Genomic DNA, 19,582 nt, shown 5'->3' on the forward strand with positions numbered 1-19,582 from the left:
TCAGGCTGCGTGCCGGGACACGAGCCCGCTGAACAGGCGGCGTTCGCAGTCGGGGTCGCTGCAGTTCTCGCAGGTCCATCGGCCGGTGCCGGCTTCCAGCAGCGGGTCAGGTGCCACCAGCGGGCGGCCCAGCAACACACCCACGGCACGCAGCGCGTGCTGCAGCCGCGCCTCTGCAGGTCCATAGACGGTCTGGAACGGGATGCCGGCCGACTGCAGTTCTTGTCTCAGCACGGCGTCGATGTCGGCCCGCATACCGGACCCGTCGCGGAACAGGCCGTCGGCTTTCCACGGCAGATCCAGGCCCATCAGCAGGGTGAGGTTGAACCGCCGCTGCGCCTTCAGTGAGACGGGCAACAGCGAGCGGTCGTTGAACACCCGCTCGCTGTACGCCGCCACCACCAGCGCGGTGGTGTCGGCCATGACCACCTGCGCGCCACTCTGCGCTCCCACGTCGATCAGTCGGGTTTGTTCGGCGGCAATGGCCGCCTGCTCGTGCACCAGCGGTGCCCGGCCTGCGCTTTCGCACCACGCGCGCAGGTGCTCCGGCACCAGCACGGCGCTCACGCCCAGGGCGTTGAGTTGTCGGGTGAGGGCCAGGCCCAGGGTGGTGTTGCCGCTGGACTCGCCGCCGAGCAAGGCGACGGTGATGGCCGCCATGGTGTCAGCGCTTGTTCTGCGCGATCTGCACGAAGATTTCGTTGGGCTTGACCATGCCCAGCTCCGCGCGGGCGAGTTCCTCGACCATGTCCAGGCCCTCCTGCAGGTCGCGCACCTCGCTCACCAGCTGGGCGTTGCGCTGCTGCGCATCGCGGTTCGCCAGTTCCTGCGCGGCCAGCTGCTGCTTCATGCTCGCCACCTTGGGCACACTGCCCCGCCCGAACCACAGCTGGGCGTGCAGCACCAGCAGCAGCGCGATCAGCAAGGCAGGGATGAAGCGGTTGGCCATGGACTGGGATTGTTACCGAAGCGACCGGCCGCCGCGCAGGGCCGCCCCAAGCAAGGCCAGCCCCCCTGGGGGGCAGCGACCCGCGGAGCGGCGGAGCGTGGGGGCCATGTTTACCTGAGGTTGTAGAAGGCAGCGCGGCCTGGGTACACGGCCACTTCACCCAGGTCTTCCTCGATGCGCAGCAGCTGGTTGTACTTGGCCATGCGGTCCGAGCGCGAGAGCGAGCCGGTCTTGATCTGGCCGGCGTTGGTGCCCACGGCGATGTCGGCGATGGTGCTGTCTTCGGTCTCGCCCGAGCGGTGCGAGATGACGGCGGTGTAGCCCGCGCGCTTGGCCATTTCGATGGCGGCGAAGGTTTCGGTCAGTGTGCCGATCTGGTTGATCTTGATGAGGATCGAGTTGCCGATGCGCTTGTCGATGCCTTCTTTCAGGATCTTGGTGTTGGTGACGAACAAATCGTCACCGACCAGCTGCACCTTGCTGCCCAGGCGCTCGGTCAGCACCTTCCAGCCGTCCCAGTCGCCTTCGGCCATGCCGTCCTCGATGCTGATGATGGGGTACTTGTCGACCCAGGTCGCCAGGATGTTCGTCCAGTCTTCGGCGCTCAGCACCAGGCCTTCAGCGTCCAGGTGGTACTTGCCATCCTTGTAGAACTCACTGGCCGCGCAGTCCAGGCCCAGGGCGATCTGCTCGCCCGCGGTGTAGCCGGCGTTGCTGATGGCTTCCAGGATCATCTGGATCGCGGCTTCGTGGTTGGCCACGTTGGGCGCAAAGCCACCTTCGTCGCCCACGGCAATGCTCATGCCCTTGTCGTGGATGATTTTCTTGAGCGCGTGGAACACCTCGGCACCCCAGCGCACGGCTTCGCGGAAACTCGGCGCACCCACCGGAATGATCATCAGCTCCTGCAGGTCCAGGTTGTTGTTGGCGTGCGCACCACCGTTGACCACGTTCATCATGGGCACGGGCATCTGCACCGCGCTCATGCCGCCGAAGTAGCGGTAAAGCGGCAAGCCGGCCTCTTCGGCTGCGGCGCGCGCCACGGCCATGGACACGGCCAGCATCGCGTTGGCACCCAGGCGGCCCTTGTTGTCGGTGCCGTCGAGGTCGATCAGGGTCTTGTCCAGAAAGGCCTGCTCGGAAGCGTCCAGGCCCAGCACGGCTTCGCTGATTTCGGTGTTGATGTGTTCCACCGCCTTGAGCACGCCCTTGCCGAGGTAACGGCTCTTGTCACCGTCGCGCAGCTCGATGGCTTCGCGCGAGCCGGTGGACGCGCCCGAGGGCACGGCCGCGCGGCCCATCACGCCGCTTTCCAGCAACACATCGCACTCGACGGTGGGATTGCCGCGGCTGTCCAGGATTTCGCGGCCAACGATGTCAACGATTGCGCTCATGGGTTCATTACCTCTGGGTCAAAAACAAAAAAATGAATGGGTTCAGGCGTTGAAACGGTCTTCGAGAAAACCGTTCTTCTTGGTCACCGCGTCCAGCGCCAGCAGTGTTTCCAGCAGCGCTTTCATGTGCTTGAGCGGCACGGCGTTTGGGCCGTCGCTCATGGCCTTGGCGGGATCGGGGTGGGTTTCCATGAAAAGGCCGGCCACGCCCACGGCCACGGCCGCGCGCGCCAGCACTGGCACCATCTCGCGCTGGCCGCCGCTGCTGGTGCCTTGTCCGCCGGGCAGCTGCACGCTGTGCGTGGCGTCAAACACCACGGGGGCGCCGGTCTCCCGCATGATGGCCAGCGAACGCATGTCGCTCACGAGGTTGTTGTAGCCAAAGCTCGCGCCGCGCTCGCAGGCCATGAAGTTGTCTTCATTCAGGCCCGCTTCCTTGGCTGCGGCTCGTGCCTTGTCGATCACGTTCTTCATGTCGTGCGGCGCGAGGAACTGGCCCTTCTTGATGTTCACCGGCTTGCCGCTCTGCGCCACGGCGCGGATGAAGTCGGTCTGGCGGCACAGGAAGGCGGGCGTCTGCAGCACGTCGCAGACCTTGGCCGCTTCAGCGATGTCGTCTTCGCTGTGCACGTCGGTGAGCACCGGCACACCCAGTTCACGTTTCACCTTGGCCAGAATCTCCAGGCCTTTCTCGCGGCCCGGGCCGCGGTAGGTGGTGCCGCTGCTGCGGTTGGCCTTGTCGAAGCTGCTCTTGAAGATGAAGGGAATACCGAGGCCGCCGGTGATTTCCTTGAGCTGACCTGCGACGTCCATCTGCAGCTGCTCGGACTCGATCACGCAGGGGCCGGCGATCAGGAAGAAGGGCCGGTTCAGGCCGATGTCGAAGCCGCAGAGTTTCATGGCGTGTGCTCGTTCAGGCGGTGGCCGCAGCCGGTGTGGTCTGCGCCTGCTGGGCCAGCGCGGCTTTCACATAGGCGTTGAACAGCGGGTGCCCGGCCCAGGGGGTGGATTTGAACTCGGGGTGGAACTGCACGCCCACGTACCAGGGGTGCACGCTCTGGGGCAGCTCCACCATTTCGGTGAGCTGCTCGCGCTGCGTCAGCGCGGAGATCACCAGGCCCGCCTTGCGCAGCTGGTCGAGGTAGTTCACGTTGGCTTCGTACCGGTGGCGGTGGCGCTCGGTGACGACCGGGCCGTAGATCTGGTGGGCCAGCGTGCCGGGCGCCACGTCGGAGCTCTGTGCGCCCAGGCGCATGGTGCCGCCCAGATCGGAGTTGGCGTCGCGTTGTTTGATGCTGCCGTCGGCGTCTTTCCACTCGGTGATGAGGGCAATGACGGGATGCGGCGTGTCGGCCTCGAACTCGGTGCTGTTGGCGTCTTTGAGGCCGGCCACATGGCGTGCGTATTCGATGGTGGCGACCTGCATGCCCAGGCAAATGCCGAGGTAGGGCACCTTGTGCTCGCGGGCGAAACGCGCCGCGCAGATCTTGCCCTCGATGCCGCGCTTGCCGAAGCCGCCGGGCACGAGGATGGCGTCAAAGTGGCCCAGCACCTTGGCCACGTTGGCCGGGCTGATGGTTTCGGAGTCGATGTACTCGATCTGCACCTTGGCGTGGTTCTTCATGCCGGCGTGGCGCAGCGCTTCGTTGAGCGACTTGTAGCTGTCCGACAGGTCGACGTATTTGCCGACCATGGCAATGTGCACCGTGGCCTTGGGGTGCTCGACCTCGTAGACCAGATCGTCCCAGCGCTTGAGGCTGGCCGGTGGTGTGTTCAGGCGCAGCTTGTCGCAGATCAGGCCGTCCAGGCCCTGCTCGTGCAGGATGCGCGGCACCTTGTAGATGGTGTCGACGTCCCACATGGAAATCACGCCCCACTCGGGCACGTTGGAGAACAGGCTGATCTTGGCGCGCTCTTCGTCGGGAATGCGGCGGTCGGCGCGGCAGAGCAGCGCGTCGGCCTGGATGCCGATGGCGCGCAGCTCCTTGGCGGTGTGCTGCGTGGGCTTGGTTTTCAGCTCGCCGGCGGCGGCGATCCAGGGCACGTAGCTCAGGTGCACAAAGGCCGAATTGTTCGGGCCCATGCGCAGGCTCATCTGGCGCACCGCTTCCAGGAACGGCAGCGATTCGATGTCGCCCACGGTACCGCCGATTTCAACAATCGCCACGTCCACCGCGTCGGGTGTGCCGATGCCGGCGCCTCGCTGGATGAACTCCTGGATTTCATTGGTGACGTGCGGGATCACCTGCACCGTCTTGCCCAGGTAGTCACCCCGGCGCTCTTTCTCCAGCACCGACTGGTAGATCTTGCCGGTGGTGAAGTTGTTGGTCTTCTTCATCCGCGTTTCGATGAAACGCTCGTAGTGGCCCAGGTCCAGGTCGGTTTCGGCGCCGTCGTCGGTGACAAACACCTCGCCGTGCTGGAAGGGGGACATGGTGCCCGGGTCCACGTTGATGTACGGGTCGAGCTTGATGAGGGTGACTTTGAGGCCGCGGGACTCAAGAATCGCGGCCAGGGATGCGGAGGCGATGCCTTTGCCCAGAGAGGACACCACACCGCCGGTGACGAACACAAATTTGGTCATGTCTCGGGCGAGCCAGTTGCTCGCAGGAGGTGGAAATGGCGATTATAAATGCCGCCCCCATCACCCCAGCCGGCCGGGCACGTGGACCGGGCCCAACTGCTACATTGCGCCCATGAACGAACTCGCTGGAAAACACATCGTCCTGGGCCTGTCGGGCGGCATTGCCTGCTACAAGGCCGCCGAACTCTGCCGGGCGCTGGTGAAGGCCGGGGCCACGGTGCAGGTGGTCATGACCGAAGCGGCCGAGCAGTTCATGACGGCGGTCACGATGCAGGCACTCTCGGGCCGCCCGGTTTTCACCTCCCAGTGGGACGCGCGCACCTCGGGTGGCGCCGACAACAACATGCCCCACATCAACCTCAGCCGCGAGGCCGACGCGATCGTGGTGGCCCCGGCCAGCGCCGATTTCATGGCCAAGCTGGTGCACGGCCGGGCCGACGAGCTGCTCTCGCTGATGTGCCTGGCCCGTCCCATCGAGAGTGTGCCGCTCATCCTCGCGCCGGCCATGAACCGCGAAATGTGGTCGCACCCGGCCACGCAGCGCAACATCGAACAGTTGCGCGCCGATGGCGCCACCGTGCTGGACGTGGGCGCGGGCGAGCAGGCCTGCGGCGAAACCGGCGATGGCCGCATGCTCGAGCCCGATGAGCTGCTGTACGACCTGATCCGCTTTTTCACACCCAAGGTGCTGGCTGGCCAGCACGTGCTGGTGAGCGCCGGCCCCACCTTTGAGGCGATCGACCCGGTGCGCGGCCTCACCAACCTCTCCAGCGGCAAGATGGGCTTTGCCATTGCACGGGCCGCGCACGAGGCCGGTGCCCAGGTCACGCTGGTGGCCGGCCCGGTGGGCCTGCCCACGCCGCGCGGTGTGGGCCGGGTCAACGTGAAGTCGGCGCTGAACATGCAGAAGTCACTGGACCACCTGGCCCAGGCCGCCACCGTGTTCGTCTCGGCCGCGGCCGTGGCCGACTGGCGCCCGGCCCAGATGCTGGACCAGAAGATCAAGAAAGACGGCTCGGGCGAGGTGCCCACGCTGTCGTTCGTGGAGAACCCCGACATCCTGGCCGGCATTGCGGCCAGCCCGCGCGCGCAGAGCGGGGCGCTGTATTGCGTGGGTTTTGCCGCCGAGAGCCACGACCTGCTGGCCCACGCCCAGGCCAAACGGGCGCGCAAAGGTGTGCCGCTGCTGGTGGGCAACATCGGGCCCGACACCTTTGGCCAGGACGACAACGCGCTGCTGCTGGTGGATGAGGACGGCACGCTGGAGTTGCCGCGGGCTTCGAAGCTGGTGCTGGCGCGTCAGCTCATCGCAGAGATCGCGCGGCGCATCCAGAACTGAGGGTGCTTCAGTCCCACCAGGGGAGCAGGCGCTTCATGGCCGCCACCTCACCGCAGTGGTCCGGCACATAGCCCGGCAGGCTTGACAGTTGGTCGTGCCACGCACGGCTGCGCAGGCGCTGCAGCAGGCGCTGCACGGCGGGTTGCTCCAGCGCGGTTTTCAGGCACACCAGCAGATAGCGCTCTTCGGTGAGTGGCACAAAACCCAGTCCCTGGGTGCGCGCGGCGTACTCGGTGCCCAGGCCCACGTCGGCCGTGCCGCTGGCCACCGCCTGGGCCACCGCCGCATGTGAGGTTTCCGCGTGATCGAAGCCGTTGATGTCTTCGGGCATCAACAGCGCCTGCGTGAGGAGCTCGTCCAGCAGCAAACGGGTGCCGGTGCCCAGCGCGCGGTTGACAAAACGGGCCTGCAGGCGCGCCACGTCCTTCATGTCGCCCAGGCGCAGCGGGTTGCCGGGCGCCACCATCAAGCCTTGGACACGGCGCGCGAAGCCGATGATCTTGTGCAACCCGGGCTTGAGCAGCGGGCGGTAGGTGCGCGCGCTCTGGCTGCCCGAGGCGGTGAACGGCTGGGTGTGAAACCCGGCCAGGGCACAGCGGCCTTCGTTGAGCGCGCGGATCGCGTCCACGCTGCCGCAGAAGCGGATGTCCAGATGCAGCCGACCGGCGTCCTTGCGGGAAGATGCGTCGTTGGCAGCGAAGTCCTGCAGGGCGCTCAAGGCGTGGTCGTGGCTGGCGTAGAGCGTCAGCACCTCGCTCTCGCCTTCGTCACCTGCGTCGTCGAAGGCGCGGGCAAACGCGCGTTCGAGTTCGGCGCGCAGGCCTTCGATCTGCGGCCCCAGGCGCGCCTGCGCGAGGCGTTCGGCCATCAGCAGGCGCTCGCCAAACGGCGTGAGGCGCGCGGCCTGACCGCGTTCCCAGAACAACAGCGCCTCGCCCAGATCGGCCTCCCAGTCCTTGAGCTGGCCCCACACGTGGCGGTACGACAGGTCGAGCTGGCGCGCCGCCGCCGAGATGGAGCCGCTGGTGTGCACCGCCTGCAGCACGTCCATCATCGGATTGCGCAGCAGCGCCTGGCCGCTGGAGCGGCCCGGTGCGCGGGCGGCGAACGCGTATGACAACTCGATCTGTTTCATGGAGCGCGAGTGTGCCCCAAGCGCGTGCCGGGCCGCCGCCGATCGGTCTCGACGTATGAACCGGCCTGCCTATGCACAAGGTTTCATACCGCGTCATTACGTAGCTGAAAAGTCGGGGGGTGCACCTATGCTCTGCGCCCACATGAACACCTTTTCAGACAGCGTCACCACCGCATTGCAGCTGGTGCTTTCAGGCGATCCAGGCCTGTGGGCGGTGGTCGGCCGGTCACTCGCCGTGAGCGCCATGGCCTGTCTGCTGGCCTGCGGCCTGGGCCTTGTGCTCGGTGCCTGGCTGGCGGTGGCGCGGTTTGCGGGGCGGGGCCTGGTGCTCACGCTGCTCAACACCTTTCTGGCCGTGCCATCGGTGGTGGTGGGCCTGGTCATCTATCTCCTGCTGTCACGCTCGGGCCCGCTGGGCTTTCTCGGCTGGTTGTTCAGTTTCCAGGCCATGGTGCTGGCGCAGGCCTGCCTGGTGCTGCCGCTGGTGACCGCGCTCACACGTCAGGTGGTGGAAGACGCTGACCGTGACCATGGCGAGCAACTCTCGTCCATGGGCGCGGGGCCGGTGCTGCGCAGCCTGTTGCTGGCCTGGGACGATCGTTACGCGCTGATCACTGTGTTGCTCACGGCGTTTGGCCGCGCGGTGTCTGAAGTGGGCGCGGTGATGATCGTGGGCGGCAACATCGAAGGTTTCACCCGCGTCATGACCACCGCGATCGCGCTGGAGACCAGCAAGGGTGATCTGCCGCTGGCGCTCGGCCTGGGCCTGATGTTGCTGGCTGTGGTGCTGGTGCTCAACGCCCTGGTGTCGCTCATCAGCCGCTGGCGCGAGCGCGCCGACAGCGCAGATGCCAGCCGCCTGACGCTGGTGACGACATGACCGGCCTGCCCGTGAATGCGGTGGTGCCCGCGGTGTGTTTTGACCTGCGCAACGTGCAGGTGCACCTCGGCTCCGCCGGAAGGCTGCACGCCCTGACCGACATTTACCTGCGCATCCAGGCGGGCGAGCGCGTGGCGCTGGTGGGGGCCAACGGCAGCGGCAAGAGCACGCTGTTGCGCACGCTGCACGGTCTGCAGCGCACCAGCGGCGGCGAGCTGCACGCAGCCAGCGAGCAGCGCGTGGCCATGCTGTTCCAGCGGCCGCACATGCTGCGCATCAGCGTGCGGAAGAACATCCAGCTCGGGCTCTGGCTCAAGGGCGTGGCCTGGGGCGAGACCCGTGCGCTGGCGCTGGCCGCGCTCGACCGGGTGGAACTGCGCCACATTGCCGAACGCAATGCGCGAGCGCTCTCGGGTGGGCAGCAGCAGCGCGTGGCGCTGGCCCGCGCCTGGGCCTTGCGCCCCGACGTGTGGTTGCTCGACGAGCCCACCGCCAGCCTGGACCCGCACGCCAAGCGCGAGGTGGAGGCACAGATCGCCGAGTTCACCCTGGGGCATCCACACCCATCGGGCGAGCGCCCGCCCACGCTGGTCTTCAGCAGCCACAACCTGGGCCAGGTCAAGCGCCTGGCCAGCCGCGTGATCTACCTGGAGCAAGGGCGGCTGCTGGCCGACCTGCCCGTGGCCGATTTTTTCAACCACGACCTGCTGCGGGCCTTGTGTCCGCAGGCCCATCTGTTTGTGCAAGGAGAAAGTTTGTGAATGCCTTCCGCCGTTTGGCCCTTGTCGCTGCCCTCGGCACCTCTTTGTTGGCCAGCGCCGGCGCCATGGCCCAAAGCATCGTGGTGGCTTCCACCACGTCCACCGAGCAGTCGGGGCTGTTCTCGTACCTGCTTCCCGAATTCAAGAAGGTCAGCGGCATCGATGTGAAGGTGGTGGCCCTGGGCACCGGTCAGGCCATCGACATGGCGCGCCGCGGTGACGCCGACGTGCTCTTCGTGCACGACAAGGTGGCCGAAGAGAAGTTCGTGGCCGATGGCTTCTCGGCCAGGCGCGAGGAGGTCATGTACAACGACTTCGTGCTGATCGGCCCCAAGGCAGACCCCGCCGGCACCAAAGGCAGCGACATCGTGGCCGCGATGAAAAAGGTGACGGCCGCCAACGCGCCCTTCATCTCGCGCGGCGACAAGAGCGGCACGCACGCCGCCGAGCTGCGTTTCTGGAAGATGACCGGGGCGGACGCGAACAAGGGCTCCGGTTACAGGGAATGCGGCTGCGGCATGGGCCCTGCGCTCAACATCGGCTCCAGCGCCGGTGGTTACGTGCTGGCCGACCGCGGCACCTGGCTCAATTTCAAGAACCGCGGTGATCTCGTGGTGCTGGTCGAAGGCGACAAACGCCTGTTCAACCAGTACGGCGTGATGCTGGTCAGCGCAACCAAACACCCGCAAGTGAAGTCGGCCGACGGCCAGAAGTTTGTGGACTGGGTCACCGGCGCTGCGGGCCAGGCGGCCATCGCCAGCTACAAGATCGGTGGCGAACAGCTGTTCTTCCCCAATGCCTTGAAGTGAGACGCACTGTGCTACCTTCATCCGCATGCACCCGACCCAGCGCTACCTGCTTCCCCTCCTGCTCGTTCTGCTGGTCGGCCTCACGTGGCTGCAGCCGCTGGACCAGCTCGCTCAGGCGCATTCCGAAGCGGGGCTGAAACGCTCGCTCGCCGCGTTCGCCGCGGCGCGCGGGTTCAACGCGGTGATCTCCGTGATCCAGGGCACCGAAGTCACCGGGGGTGCGTTCGTCAACGTGACGCTGGCGCTCGGTCAGGTGCTCGATCCGGTGAACGATCTGATCGAGCAGTTCGCCCGGCTCATGCTGGTGGTGAGTGTGGTGTTCGGTGCGCAGCTGCTGCTCTTGAAAATGGGCGCCACCTGGGGGGTGTCGCTGGTGCTCACAGCGCTGGTGGCTGTCTGGTTGTGGCAGCGCTGGCGGCTTGAGCGGCCCTCGCCCTGGCTGGGCCGTTTGCTGGTGGCCTTGCTGCTGGTGCGTTTCGTGGTGCCGGTGGCCGCCGTCACCAGCGAACTCAGTTACCAGGCCTTCATGAGCGAGCAGTTTGCGGTGAGCCAGCAGGCCATTGCTTCGTCCACAGCAGCGCTGGGCGGCGGGGGCAGCGGTGCGGACTCCACCAAGCGCTGGTGGGAACTGCGCGAAAAGCTGGCCGAGAAGATCGACGAACTCCGGGCCGACGCTGACCGCGTGGTCGCCCACGTCATCGACCTCATCGTGCTGTTCGTCATGCAGACGGTGGTGTTGCCGCTGCTGGTGCTGATGGCCGCGTGGTGGCTCTGGCGCGCCTCGTTCGACGGCTTGAGGCACAGACGGCCCATGTGAGCCAACCGCTTGCCCCGTCGAGCGGAATGAGGCAATACTGGCCTCGAACACTCTTTTCGTTCATCACCACAAGGAACACACCATGGGTCTCTTCAGCAACATCCTCGAAAAACTCGGCATGGGTTCGCCCAAGGTGGTGCCGCAGCCACCGGCAGCAGCACCCGCGCCTTCGGCCGCGCCTGCCCCGGCGCCCGCTGCAGCACCGTCGCCCGCACCTGTGGCCTCCATCACCATGGTCGACGTGGTCGCCCTCATGGAGCAGAAGGCCGCGGCCAACCCGCAAAAGCTCAACTGGAAAACCTCCATCGTCGACCTGCTCAAGCTGCTCGACCTGGACAGCAGCCTGGCCGCACGCAAGGAACTGGCCAAAGAGCTCTATTGCCCCGACGAGCTCATGGGCGACTCGGCCAAGATGAACATGTGGCTGCACAAGAACGTGCTGGCCCACATCGCTGCCAACGGCGGCAACATCCCCAAAGAACTCATCGATTGATACTTTCGATGCTGGGATGAACCCGAGGCGGGCCATGAAACCGGCCTCGGTGCATTGACAGTGACACGGCGCTGACCTTCAATGAAATTTTTCATTGATGGAGAGTGGAATGCGCGCAATCTGCTTGGGCTCGATCGTTCTGGCCGTGTTGATGCCTCTGTCCGCCATGGCCGAAGGCCCGAGCTGCACAGCGTCGGCCACCGACAGGAAACTCGCGGGTGCCGCCAAAAACTCGTTCATGAAAAAGTGCGAGAAAGACGCCGCTGCGACCTGCGATGCGGCCGCGGTGGAGAAGAAGATCTTTGGCGCCGCCAAGAACAGCTTCACCAAAAAATGCGTGAAGGACGCTGTGGGCGCGGCGGGCTGAGGCCTCAGCGCACCATGGCCACACCCTTGATCTGCGCAAACACCGCCTGACCCGGCGTGATGCCCAGGCGTTGCGCCGAGACCTGGCTGATGCGTGAGAGCAGCCGCACCGGCTGCGGTCCGGTGCCCAGTTGCAGGCCCACCAGCACCTGGCCGGACGATTCGTCCACCACATCGACCACCGTGGCGCCGAGCACGTTGAGCACGCTGCTGTGCTCGGGTGATTCCAGCGACAGGCTCACGTCGCGCGCCTGGATGCGCACGCGCACCGGTGTGCCTTGGGGCAGCGCCGCGCTGCTGGCTTGCGGCAGCAGCAGGCGACCGCCGCCGAACGCCAACTCGCTCAGACTGTCGGCGGGTGTGTGGCCGACTGCATGTGCCTCGATCAGCGCGGCCGCCGCGTCGCCGCGCGCCAGCGGCAGATCAAGCCGCGTCATGAGTTCCATGACCGGCCCGCTGCCCAACGCCCGGCCCTCGTTGAGCAGCACCACATGGTCGGCCAGGCGTGCCAGCTCGTCGCTGGAGTGGGTCACGTAGACCACGGGGATGTCCAGCTGGGCGTGCAGCTGCTCCAGCCACGGCAGGATCTCGTTCTTGCGCGCCGCGTCGATGGAGGCCAAGGGCTCGTCCATCAAGAGCACACGCGGGCTGGTGGCCAGGGCGCGTGCGATCGCCACGCGCTGGCGCTCGCCGCCCGAGAGTTCGTGGGGCCTGCGTTGCAGCAGGTGGGCAATGCCCAGCAGCGCCAGGCCGTGGTCCCAGGCGTGGCGGCGTTGGGCGGGTGGCGTGCGCTTGAAGCCGAACATGAGGTTGTCGCGCACGCTCAGGTGGTCGAACAGGCTGGCCTCTTGGAACACATAACCCAACGCGCGCTGGTGCACCGGCCGCATCACACGCTGTGCACTGTCTTGCCACAGCTCGCCACCCACACGCACCACACCCTGGGCCATGGGCTCCAGCCCCGCGAGCACGCGCAGGCACGATGTTTTGCCCGAGCCCGAGGGGCCGAACAACACCGTGACGCCGCGCCCCGGCAGGCGCAGATCGACGTCGAGCAGGAAGCCGGAGCGCTGCAGGCGGGCGGTGAGCTGCAGACCCTCGCTCATGCAAGGCTCCTGCGTTGCCGGTGGTTGTAGAACTGCAGTGTGAGCAGCACCACGAACGAGAAGCCGAGCATCACCGCGGCCAGACGATGGGCATCGTTGTACTCCAGCGCTTCCACGTGGTCGTAGATCTGCACCGAAACCACGCGTGTGACGCCCGGGATGTTGCCCCCCACCATGAGCACCACACCGAACTCGCCCACCGTGTGCGCAAAACTCATGACGATCCCGGTGACCAGCCCTGGCCGGCACAGCGGCAGCACCACCGAAAAGAAGGTGTCGAGCCTGGACGCGCGCAGGCTGGCCGCGGCTTCCAGCGGGCGCTCGCCCAGCTGCTGCATCGAGTTCAACACCGGCTGCACCATGAACGGCAGCGAATAGAACACCGAGGCGATCACAAGCCCGGCAAAACTGAAGGTGAGCACGCCCAGGCCCAGCGCCTGCGTGAGCCCGCCCACCGGGCCGTTGGGCCCCATCAGCACCAGCAAATAGAAGCCCAGCACCGAGGGCGGCAACACCAGCGGCACCGACACCAGCGCGCCCACCGGCCGGCTCCACAATGAGCGGCTGCGCGCCAGCCACCATGCCAGCGGCACACCCAGCACCAGCAGGATGGCGGTGGTGAGCGCCGCCACCTGCAGCGTGAGGCCGATGGCCTGGAAGTCGGACGGTGTCAGCAGCATGGCCTAGAGGTCGTAGCCGTGGGAGCGGATGAGGGATTTGACGTCCGGGCTCTTCAGCAACTGCATGAGCGCCTGGGCGGCTTCATTGGTCGCACCGGACTTCAGCAGCACCGCGTCCTGCCGGATGGGCGCGTACAGGTGCTGCGGCACCACCCACACCGATCCGCTCTTGAGCCGGCCACCTTCGAGCACCTGCGACATGGCCACAAAGGCAATCTCGGCGTTGCCGGTGAACGCGAAGTTGTAGGTCTGGCCGATGCTCTCGCCCTGCACCAGCCTGGGCTTGAGCGCGGCTGTGAGGCCGAGCTTGTCGATCACCTCGATGGAGGCCGCTCCATACGGCGCCGTCTTGGGGTTGGCAATCGCCAGCTTGCGAAAGCCACCGTGCTTGAGGACGGCGCCCTGGCTGTCCACCTGGGTGGCGTCCGCCGACCACAGCACCAGCTTGCCGGCGGCGTAGGTGAAGCGGCTGCCCGGCTGTGCCAGGCCATCGGCCTCCAGCTGCGCGGGCGCGTGGGTGTCGGCCGAAAGCAGCACGTCGAACGGTGCGCCGTTCCTGATCTGCGCATACAGCCGGCCAGTGGAGCCCACCGTGATCTTGAGTGTGTGGCCGGTGGTCTTCTGCAGCAGGGCAGCAATGGCCTTGACGGGCTCGGCGAAGTTGGCCGCCACCGCCACCTGGGCCTCGGCAGCGTGCAGCGCGCCGGCCATGACCAACAGGCATGCGGACAACAGTGAACGTGCGAACATCGGAGCGTTCCTCTCACAAATACCGCTATTCCAATTCAGAATAGCGGTAAGTATAGACGGCACCACAGCACCCATGGCCACCCAAAAGATCACGTCCCCCACGCCCACCGATCTGCCCCAGGCACTGGCCGACGCCAGCGCCGACAAGCGCCTGGACGTGCTGCGCCACGTGGCCGCCGGCTGCTCCATCTCGCAGGCGGCGCGTCAGGTCGGCATCAGCTACAAGGCCGCGTGGCAGGCCATCGACACGCTCAGCAACCTCAGCGGCGTGCCGCTGGTGGAGCGCACCGTGGGTGGCGTGGGCGGGGGTGGAGCGCGCATCACCGCGGACGGTTTGCAGCTGCTCGCGCTCGCGGCCGAGCTGGCGCGCGCGCGCCGGCAGGTGCTGGCCCGTTTTGCCGGTGGCGCCATCGGCGAAGCCGGCCTGGGCCTGCGCACCAGCATGCGCAACCAGCTGCGCTGCCGCGTGCTGCGCTGCGCACCGCTGTCGCCCGGCGACCCGATGGTGGTGGTGACGCTGGCCACGCCGGGTGGCGCACAGCTGGTGTCCAGCATCACACAGGAAAGCGCGGATTTGCTGGGGCTGGCGCCCGGACTGGCCGTTCTGGCCTTGTGCAAGGCCACCGCAGTGGAGGTGTCGTTGACCGCTTCACACGCAGCATCGGGCGCGCTTACCGGCCGCATCGAGCGCTGCTCGCCCGGCGCCCGGCAAGACGAGGTGGTGCTGGCCCTCGATGGTGGCGGTCACTGGGTGGGCTTTGCGCGGCACCCGTTCACGGGGCGGGTCGGGGATGCGGCGGTGGCGGCCTTGATGCCGGCGGCGCTGGTGATCGGGTTGGCGGGATGACGCGCACGGCGTGCTCGGAGTTGCTTCGGCCCGTTCACGCCCACCCTCCCGCAGCCCGCTGTGAACCCGCCACCGTGCGCTGGCGCACACCCGTTGTACGTCTGGCGGTTCAATGCACCGTTGGTAACCTTTGAATGTGCTGCGCGCAACAAGGCGGCGCTAGCATGGTGCGTGACACAACAACCCAGGAGCTCCCCATGAAATTCACCCATCCACTTTTGCTCAAGTCCGGCTTGTGCGCGGCCTTGTTCGCGTCGTCTGCAGCATTCGCCCAGACCACCGTGGCCGTTTCGGTCGACACCGCGCCGACGACCACCACCGCGGTTGCTCCGAAGCAGGATTTCGCGACCAACATCGCCAAGGCCGATCTGGCCAAGCAGGGCATCGCCAACCCCACCGGCGCCGAGCTCGGCGCGGCGACCAGCAATGTGCAGGGCATGCGCGACGCCGGCATGGGCTGGGGCGCCATCGCCAATTCATTGGGCCTGCGCCTCGGTGACGTGGTGAGTGCGGCCAACCAGGCGAAGAAGGCCGACGAGGCCCGTGCCGCCACCTCGGAAAAATCGCAGAAGTCTGCCAAGAGCACCACCGACAAGAGCCGCTCCACGGTTGCTTCGGCTTCGCTGGGCTTGGGTGTCTCTCAGGGTGGCCTTGGCGGCGAGGGCGGTAAAGGCAGTGGCAAGGGAGGTGGCAATGGTGGCGGCAACGGGGGTGGAAACGGCGGCGGAAACGGCGGCGGTGGCGGCAAGCGCTGATCCGTTCGCACCCTTTCCCCAATGACATCAGCCGCCCTCGGGCGGCTGATGTGTTTCAGAACGTCGTGGATTCGCTCAGAAGGATTCCCAGTCGCCAGCTGCATCGGCGTTGGCCTTTGCCGGCTCTCGCCTTGCCGGGGCTTGCGCAACCGGCTGCTTGACCGCTGGCAGTGCCGGGCGGCTTGCGGGTTTCTTCTGTGTCACGGGTGGCAGCGCCTTTTTCGGTGCAACCACGGGTGTGTGGGTGCGCACCACCGGCGTCACGGCGCTGAAGGCCACGGCGTTGCCCGACAGGCGGAACACCGCCACCGCCTGCACCAGATCGGTGGCCTGGGAGCGCAGGCTGCTGGCAGCGGCGGCCATTTCTTCCACCAGCGCGGCGTTCTGCTGCGTGGCTTGGTCCATCTGGGTCACGGCTTCGCCGATCTGGGCCACGCCGTCGCTCTGTTCTTTGCTGGCCGAGCTGATTTCGCCCATGATGTCGGTGACGCGCTTCACGCTGTCCACCACCTCGTTCATGGTGGCGCCGGCCTTGTCCACCAGCGCCGTGCCGCTCTCCACGCGTTCCACGCTGTCGTTGATGAGTTGTTTGATTTCCTTGGCGGCCGCTGCACTGCGCTGCGCCAGGTTGCGCACTTCGCCCGCCACCACCGCAAAGCCGCGGCCTTGTTCACCGGCGCGCGCCGCTTCCACCGCGGCGTTGAGCGCGAGGATGTTGGTCTGGAAGGCGATGCCGTCGATCACCGAGATGATGTCGCTGATCTTTCGGCTGCTCTCGTTGATGCCCTTCATGGTGTCCACCACCTGGCTCACCACCTGACCGCCTTCCTCCGCGACCTTGGACGCGCTTTGCGCCAACTGGTTGGCCTGCAAGGCGTTGTCGGCGTTCTGGCGCACGGTGGACGAGAGCTCTTCCATCGATGCCGCGGTTTCTTCCAGCGCGCTGGCCTGGCTCTCGGTGCGTGAGCTCAGGTCCTGGTTGCCCTGTGCAATCTGTTCGCTGGCGCTGGACACCGACTCGGAACCACTGCGCACGCGGCCCACCACCTGCACCAGACCGGTCTGCATGTCGGCCAGGGCCTTCATCAGCACACCAGTCTCGTCGGTGGACTTCACTTCGACCACGTGGGTCAGGTCGCCAGCGGCCACCGCTCGGGCCAACTCCACCGCGCTCGTGATGGGGCCGGTGATGGAACGGATGATCCAGGTGGCCACCACGGCGGCAATGACCGCCGCGAACAGCACGGCGGCCACGATGGTGATGATGAGGTTCTTGACCGTGTCCTGCGCCGCCTGGCTGGCGGTTTGTGCGCCCTCGGTCTGGAACACCACCGCGTCGTCGATGGTCTTGAGGTAGCTCAGCTGGACCGGGCGAACGACATCGAACAGCAGTGCAATGGCCGCTTCGCGTTCACCGTTGGCGATCAGGGCCATGAATTTGTCCACGCCGTCACGGAAGGGCTTGCGCGCCTCGGTCACTGCGGTGTTTAGCTCGCGCCCGCGAGCCGACTCGGTCAGCGCGTCGATCTTGGCCGAGATGTCGTTGATCCGGGTGCGCGATTCGGCGATGGCCTGTTTTTCCCCGGTAATTTTGGCCGAGTCGGTGAACAGCGCGATGTTGCGGATCGCACGGGCCTGGAAGTTGGCCTCATCACGGATCAGCTCCATGTTCGAGATCACGGTCATGCGCCGCTCGGTGATGTCGACCAGATCTTTCTCCACCGCCACCGTGCGCGCGACGCTGAGCGCACCGATGGCCAGCAACATGGCCACCAGCAGCGTGAAAGCGCCCACCAGGCGCGTTGAAATCTTGAGGTTCTTGAACATGGGGATTCCGACCGGTTTTGTGAAGCGCCGAGCCCGAAATGGGCGCGGCTTGTCCGGTATATCGGTCGCGCCGGCGGTTTGTTGAGTCACCCCAAGGGCACAAATGCACCGCCTTTGTGTGGCTTTTCGGTGGCCCGAATGCTCCTGCCCGAGCGGGCTACACCGCGCCTTTCCCCAATTGTTTCAACACCTCCGCCTGAAAATCCCCGCTCCCGCTTTGTGCCATGAACTCGGCGGCCGATCCCTCAAACCGCAGCGCGCCCTGGTGCAGCAGCATCAGTCGGTCGGCGTGCCGGGTTTCTTCAATCAGGTGGGTGGCCCACAGCACGCCCATGCCCCGGCTGTGGCACAGGCCGCGCACGGTCTCCAGAAGTTGCTGGCGTGAAGCCGGATCCAGGCCCACGGTGGCTTCGTCCATGAGCAGCACGCGGGGCTCGTGCAGCAGCGCGCGGATCAATTCGATCTTGCGGCGTGTGCCACCCGAGAGACTGCGCACCACGGCCCTGGCCTGATCGCTCAGGCCCATGGTCTCCAGCAGCGTGGTGATGCGTGAGTTGGCCAGCTGGCGCGGCATGCCGTGCAGGTCGGTGTGGAAGTGCAGGTTGGCCATGACGCTCAGGTCCATGTCGAGCGCGCTTTGCTGGAACACCACGCCCAGGCCGGCGAGTGCGCGGCTGGGGTGTTGGCGCATGTCGTGGCCGAGCACTTCGATGCTGCCCTGGTCGGGCGTGAAGAGGCCGGTGAGCAACTGCAGCAGGGTGGACTTGCCCGCGCCGTTGGGACCGAGCAGGGCCACCATTTCGCCAGCGCGCAGGGTCACGTCCACGCCTTTGAGTGCGGGTTTGGCGCCATAGCTTTTGTGCAGCTGGCTGGCCTGGAGCAGGGTGGCGGTGGTGTCGATGGTGGTCATCACTGTGTCAGGCGCCGTGGGTCCTGGCCAGCAGGTTCATGCGTTGCAGCAGGCGCTTCTCGCGCTCCACCGTATCGAGCACAGCCTGGCGGTAGTCGCGGGTGTTGAGGTAGTCCAGCGTTTGATCGTAGCGGGCCAGTTCCTGCAGGTGGCGCTCGCTGTGCATGGCTTTGGCAAACGCGTCGTGCAGGCGCTGCACCGCCACCTCGGGTGTGCCGTGCGGTGCGGCCAGTCCCCAGGGTGAGGTGTAGACAGACTGCTCGTAGCCCAGTTCACGCAGCGTGGGCGCGTCGGGCCAGCGTGGGCTGCGTTGCGCACTGAAGATCGCCAGCACGCGGACCTTGCCCTGGTCGACCCAAGGGGCGAAGCCGGTGGAGTTCACACCCGCCATCACCTGGCCACCGGCCACGCCGATCATCTGGTCGGCGGTGCCGCGGTAGGGCACGTGCACATAGCGAATGTTGTTCTGCAACAGGATCTCTTCGGTGGCCAGGTGGGCGGTGGTGCCGATGCCGGTGGAGCCGAGGATGAGCTGGCCCGGGTGGGCCTTGGCCCAGGCCAGCAGGTCGTTGAAGCTCTTCCAGGCGCTGCTGGCGGGCACCAGCACACCAAAGGTGGTGCCCGAGACCTGCACGATGGGGCTGAGGTCGGTCACCGGGTCCCAGGGCACCTTGTTCATGAGCGCGTGGCGGTACACGGTGATGGGTACCTGGCCGATGGTGTGGCCGTCGGGCTCGGCGGCTTTCAGCAACGGCGCCACCTGCGTGCCGGCAGCACCGGGCTTGTTGATCACCACGATGGGCTGGCCCAGCAGCGGCGCGGCTTCTTCGCAGAGGATGCGCAGCGTGAGGTCGGTCGCGCCACCGGCGGGCCAGGGCACGATGAGCTGGATGGGGCGCAGCGGGAACGCGCCTGCGGCCTGCGCGAGCGCGCTGCTTGCCAGGCCCGACACACCGAACGCACAGCCGGCCCCCCACCCCAGGAACTGTCTGCGCGAAGCAAGGGGCTGCGCAGGGCAGGGTGTCGGAGAGCGGTGTGTCATCGGGGTGTGCCGTTTTGTCTCAGGGTTTGTCCTTAGCGGTGGGACTGGCTGAGCCGGAAACCCGCTTTTTCAGGGGTTTGCAGGCAATTTCCACGCCTGTTGCGCTGGCACTGTTTTTGCAGCCCATGACCGGGCAAC

The 19,582-nt window shown here is 66.5% G+C and carries 21 protein-coding genes; 9 read left to right on the forward strand and 12 right to left on the reverse strand.

What is annotated here, in order from left to right:
- From BSY239_RS05185 to BSY239_RS05205, 5 genes are all read right to left on the reverse strand, one after another.
- Positions 1-660 (reverse strand): AAA family ATPase, encoded by a 660-nt coding sequence (locus BSY239_RS05185; RefSeq protein ID WP_069045909.1) that lies wholly within the window; start codon positions 658-660, stop codon positions 1-3.
- Positions 661-664: 4 nt separating this feature from the next.
- Positions 665-949, reverse strand: coding sequence for a septum formation initiator family protein (locus BSY239_RS05190; RefSeq protein WP_069045910.1), 285 nt, complete (start codon positions 947-949; stop codon positions 665-667).
- A 110-nt stretch (positions 950-1,059) separates the two neighbouring features.
- The gene (gene eno, locus BSY239_RS05195; protein WP_056275954.1) at positions 1,060-2,343 is read right to left on the reverse strand and encodes a phosphopyruvate hydratase; all 1,284 of its coding nucleotides are present in this window, start codon (positions 2,341-2,343) and stop codon (positions 1,060-1,062) included.
- A gap of 42 nt (positions 2,344-2,385) precedes the next feature.
- On the reverse strand, positions 2,386-3,243 hold the full coding sequence (gene kdsA / locus BSY239_RS05200; RefSeq protein ID WP_069045911.1) for a 3-deoxy-8-phosphooctulonate synthase: 858 nt from the start codon (positions 3,241-3,243) through the stop codon (positions 2,386-2,388).
- A 13-nt stretch (positions 3,244-3,256) separates the two neighbouring features.
- The gene (locus BSY239_RS05205; protein WP_069045912.1) at positions 3,257-4,927 is read right to left on the reverse strand and encodes a CTP synthase; all 1,671 of its coding nucleotides are present in this window, start codon (positions 4,925-4,927) and stop codon (positions 3,257-3,259) included.
- 112 nt (positions 4,928-5,039) lie between these two features.
- Between BSY239_RS05205 and coaBC the strand changes: the two genes are divergently transcribed.
- Positions 5,040-6,266 carry a bifunctional phosphopantothenoylcysteine decarboxylase/phosphopantothenate--cysteine ligase CoaBC gene (coaBC, locus tag BSY239_RS05210; protein WP_069045913.1) on the forward strand — a complete coding sequence of 409 codons (1,227 nt, stop codon included), beginning with the start codon at positions 5,040-5,042 and terminating at the stop codon, positions 6,264-6,266.
- 7 nt (positions 6,267-6,273) lie between these two features.
- On the opposite strand, the gene BSY239_RS05215 is transcribed toward coaBC, so the two are convergent.
- Positions 6,274-7,401: a substrate-binding domain-containing protein gene (locus BSY239_RS05215; RefSeq protein WP_069045914.1), complete on the reverse strand. Its 1,128-nt coding sequence runs from the start codon at positions 7,399-7,401 to the stop codon at positions 6,274-6,276.
- A 142-nt stretch (positions 7,402-7,543) separates the two neighbouring features.
- On the opposite strand from BSY239_RS05215, the gene BSY239_RS05220 reads away from it, so the two are divergent.
- From BSY239_RS05220 to BSY239_RS05245, 6 genes are all read left to right on the forward strand, one after another.
- Positions 7,544-8,281 (forward strand): ABC transporter permease, encoded by a 738-nt coding sequence (locus tag BSY239_RS05220; RefSeq protein ID WP_069048789.1) that lies wholly within the window; start codon positions 7,544-7,546, stop codon positions 8,279-8,281.
- Positions 8,278-9,042, forward strand: coding sequence for an ATP-binding cassette domain-containing protein (locus tag BSY239_RS05225; RefSeq protein WP_069045915.1), 765 nt, complete (start codon positions 8,278-8,280; stop codon positions 9,040-9,042). The genes BSY239_RS05220 and BSY239_RS05225 overlap by 4 nt, the downstream gene beginning before the upstream one ends.
- A 65-nt stretch (positions 9,043-9,107) precedes the next feature.
- Complete coding sequence (locus tag BSY239_RS05230; protein ID WP_083240156.1) at positions 9,108-9,851, forward strand: extracellular solute-binding protein; 744 nt, start codon at positions 9,108-9,110, stop codon at positions 9,849-9,851.
- Between the two features lie 25 nt (positions 9,852-9,876).
- The gene (locus BSY239_RS05235) at positions 9,877-10,668 is read left to right on the forward strand and encodes a hypothetical protein (protein ID WP_216637499.1); all 792 of its coding nucleotides are present in this window, start codon (positions 9,877-9,879) and stop codon (positions 10,666-10,668) included.
- 82 nt (positions 10,669-10,750) lie between these two features.
- Complete coding sequence (locus BSY239_RS05240) at positions 10,751-11,161, forward strand: DUF3597 domain-containing protein (protein WP_069045917.1); 411 nt, start codon at positions 10,751-10,753, stop codon at positions 11,159-11,161.
- A 109-nt stretch (positions 11,162-11,270) separates the two neighbouring features.
- A complete protein-coding gene (locus BSY239_RS05245; protein ID WP_069045918.1) occupies positions 11,271-11,528 on the forward strand; it encodes a hypothetical protein in 258 nt (85 codons plus the stop codon).
- Positions 11,529-11,532: 4 nt separating this feature from the next.
- Here the strand turns inward: BSY239_RS05245 and modC are convergent, their stop codons facing one another.
- Genes modC through modA form a run of 3 tightly spaced genes read right to left on the reverse strand, consistent with a single transcriptional unit; the run spans position 11,533 to position 14,063 of the window.
- The gene (modC, locus tag BSY239_RS05250; protein ID WP_069045919.1) at positions 11,533-12,633 is read right to left on the reverse strand and encodes a molybdenum ABC transporter ATP-binding protein; all 1,101 of its coding nucleotides are present in this window, start codon (positions 12,631-12,633) and stop codon (positions 11,533-11,535) included.
- Positions 12,630-13,313 (reverse strand): molybdate ABC transporter permease subunit, encoded by a 684-nt coding sequence (gene modB, locus BSY239_RS05255; protein WP_069045920.1) that lies wholly within the window; start codon positions 13,311-13,313, stop codon positions 12,630-12,632. The genes modC and modB overlap by 4 nt, the downstream gene beginning before the upstream one ends.
- Before the next feature lie 3 nt (positions 13,314-13,316).
- Positions 13,317-14,063, reverse strand: coding sequence for a molybdate ABC transporter substrate-binding protein (gene modA / locus BSY239_RS05260; RefSeq protein WP_069045921.1), 747 nt, complete (start codon positions 14,061-14,063; stop codon positions 13,317-13,319).
- A 73-nt stretch (positions 14,064-14,136) separates the two neighbouring features.
- Here modA and BSY239_RS05265 point away from each other — a divergent pair, with 73 nt between their 5' ends.
- Complete coding sequence (locus BSY239_RS05265) at positions 14,137-14,910, forward strand: TOBE domain-containing protein (RefSeq protein ID WP_069045922.1); 774 nt, start codon at positions 14,137-14,139, stop codon at positions 14,908-14,910.
- 197 nt (positions 14,911-15,107) lie between these two features.
- Positions 15,108-15,665 (forward strand): hypothetical protein, encoded by a 558-nt coding sequence (locus BSY239_RS05270; protein ID WP_156775417.1) that lies wholly within the window; start codon positions 15,108-15,110, stop codon positions 15,663-15,665.
- A gap of 75 nt (positions 15,666-15,740) precedes the next feature.
- Here the strand turns inward: BSY239_RS05270 and BSY239_RS23005 are convergent, their stop codons facing one another.
- From BSY239_RS23005 to BSY239_RS05285, 3 genes are all read right to left on the reverse strand, one after another.
- Positions 15,741-17,492, reverse strand: coding sequence for a methyl-accepting chemotaxis protein (locus tag BSY239_RS23005; RefSeq protein WP_069045924.1), 1,752 nt, complete (start codon positions 17,490-17,492; stop codon positions 15,741-15,743).
- A gap of 157 nt (positions 17,493-17,649) precedes the next feature.
- Positions 17,650-18,402 (reverse strand): ABC transporter ATP-binding protein, encoded by a 753-nt coding sequence (locus tag BSY239_RS05280; protein WP_069045925.1) that lies wholly within the window; start codon positions 18,400-18,402, stop codon positions 17,650-17,652.
- A 7-nt stretch (positions 18,403-18,409) separates the two neighbouring features.
- Positions 18,410-19,444, reverse strand: a complete 1,035-nt coding sequence (locus tag BSY239_RS05285) for a tripartite tricarboxylate transporter substrate binding protein (protein ID WP_069045926.1) — start codon at positions 19,442-19,444, stop codon at positions 18,410-18,412.
- Positions 19,445-19,582: the final 138 nt, after the last annotated feature.

This window comes from Hydrogenophaga sp. RAC07, assembly GCF_001713375.1.
In the GTDB taxonomy this organism is placed as follows: Bacteria; Pseudomonadota; Gammaproteobacteria; order Burkholderiales; family Burkholderiaceae_C; genus Hydrogenophaga.

What these genes read in the sequence shown, in the direction of transcription:
- modA (WP_069045921.1), bottom strand. Translation starts at nt 14,063, where the DNA reads ATGTTCGCACGTTCACTGTTGTCCGCATGCCTGTTGGTCATGGCCGGC.
- BSY239_RS05285 (WP_069045926.1), bottom strand. Translation starts at nt 19,444, where the DNA reads ATGACACACCGCTCTCCGACACCCTGCCCTGCGCAGCCCCTTGCTTCG.
- BSY239_RS05235 (WP_216637499.1), top strand. Translation starts at nt 9,877, where the DNA reads ATGCACCCGACCCAGCGCTACCTGCTTCCCCTCCTGCTCGTTCTGCTG.
- BSY239_RS23005 (WP_069045924.1), bottom strand. Translation starts at nt 17,492, where the DNA reads ATGTTCAAGAACCTCAAGATTTCAACGCGCCTGGTGGGCGCTTTCACG.
- BSY239_RS05220 (WP_069048789.1), top strand. Translation starts at nt 7,544, where the DNA reads ATGAACACCTTTTCAGACAGCGTCACCACCGCATTGCAGCTGGTGCTT.
- BSY239_RS05230 (WP_083240156.1), top strand. Translation starts at nt 9,108, where the DNA reads ATGGCCCAAAGCATCGTGGTGGCTTCCACCACGTCCACCGAGCAGTCG.
- BSY239_RS05205 (WP_069045912.1), bottom strand. Translation starts at nt 4,927, where the DNA reads ATGACCAAATTTGTGTTCGTCACCGGCGGTGTGGTGTCCTCTCTGGGC.
- eno (WP_056275954.1), bottom strand. Translation starts at nt 2,343, where the DNA reads ATGAGCGCAATCGTTGACATCGTTGGCCGCGAAATCCTGGACAGCCGC.
- BSY239_RS05215 (WP_069045914.1), bottom strand. Translation starts at nt 7,401, where the DNA reads ATGAAACAGATCGAGTTGTCATACGCGTTCGCCGCCCGCGCACCGGGC.
- modB (WP_069045920.1), bottom strand. Translation starts at nt 13,313, where the DNA reads ATGCTGCTGACACCGTCCGACTTCCAGGCCATCGGCCTCACGCTGCAG.
- BSY239_RS05245 (WP_069045918.1), top strand. Translation starts at nt 11,271, where the DNA reads ATGCGCGCAATCTGCTTGGGCTCGATCGTTCTGGCCGTGTTGATGCCT.
- BSY239_RS05225 (WP_069045915.1), top strand. Translation starts at nt 8,278, where the DNA reads ATGACCGGCCTGCCCGTGAATGCGGTGGTGCCCGCGGTGTGTTTTGAC.
- modC (WP_069045919.1), bottom strand. Translation starts at nt 12,633, where the DNA reads ATGAGCGAGGGTCTGCAGCTCACCGCCCGCCTGCAGCGCTCCGGCTTC.
- BSY239_RS05280 (WP_069045925.1), bottom strand. Translation starts at nt 18,402, where the DNA reads ATGACCACCATCGACACCACCGCCACCCTGCTCCAGGCCAGCCAGCTG.
- kdsA (WP_069045911.1), bottom strand. Translation starts at nt 3,243, where the DNA reads ATGAAACTCTGCGGCTTCGACATCGGCCTGAACCGGCCCTTCTTCCTG.
- BSY239_RS05265 (WP_069045922.1), top strand. Translation starts at nt 14,137, where the DNA reads ATGGCCACCCAAAAGATCACGTCCCCCACGCCCACCGATCTGCCCCAG.
- BSY239_RS05240 (WP_069045917.1), top strand. Translation starts at nt 10,751, where the DNA reads ATGGGTCTCTTCAGCAACATCCTCGAAAAACTCGGCATGGGTTCGCCC.
- BSY239_RS05190 (WP_069045910.1), bottom strand. Translation starts at nt 949, where the DNA reads ATGGCCAACCGCTTCATCCCTGCCTTGCTGATCGCGCTGCTGCTGGTG.
- BSY239_RS05270 (WP_156775417.1), top strand. Translation starts at nt 15,108, where the DNA reads ATGAAATTCACCCATCCACTTTTGCTCAAGTCCGGCTTGTGCGCGGCC.
- coaBC (WP_069045913.1), top strand. Translation starts at nt 5,040, where the DNA reads ATGAACGAACTCGCTGGAAAACACATCGTCCTGGGCCTGTCGGGCGGC.
- BSY239_RS05185 (WP_069045909.1), bottom strand. Translation starts at nt 660, where the DNA reads ATGGCGGCCATCACCGTCGCCTTGCTCGGCGGCGAGTCCAGCGGCAAC.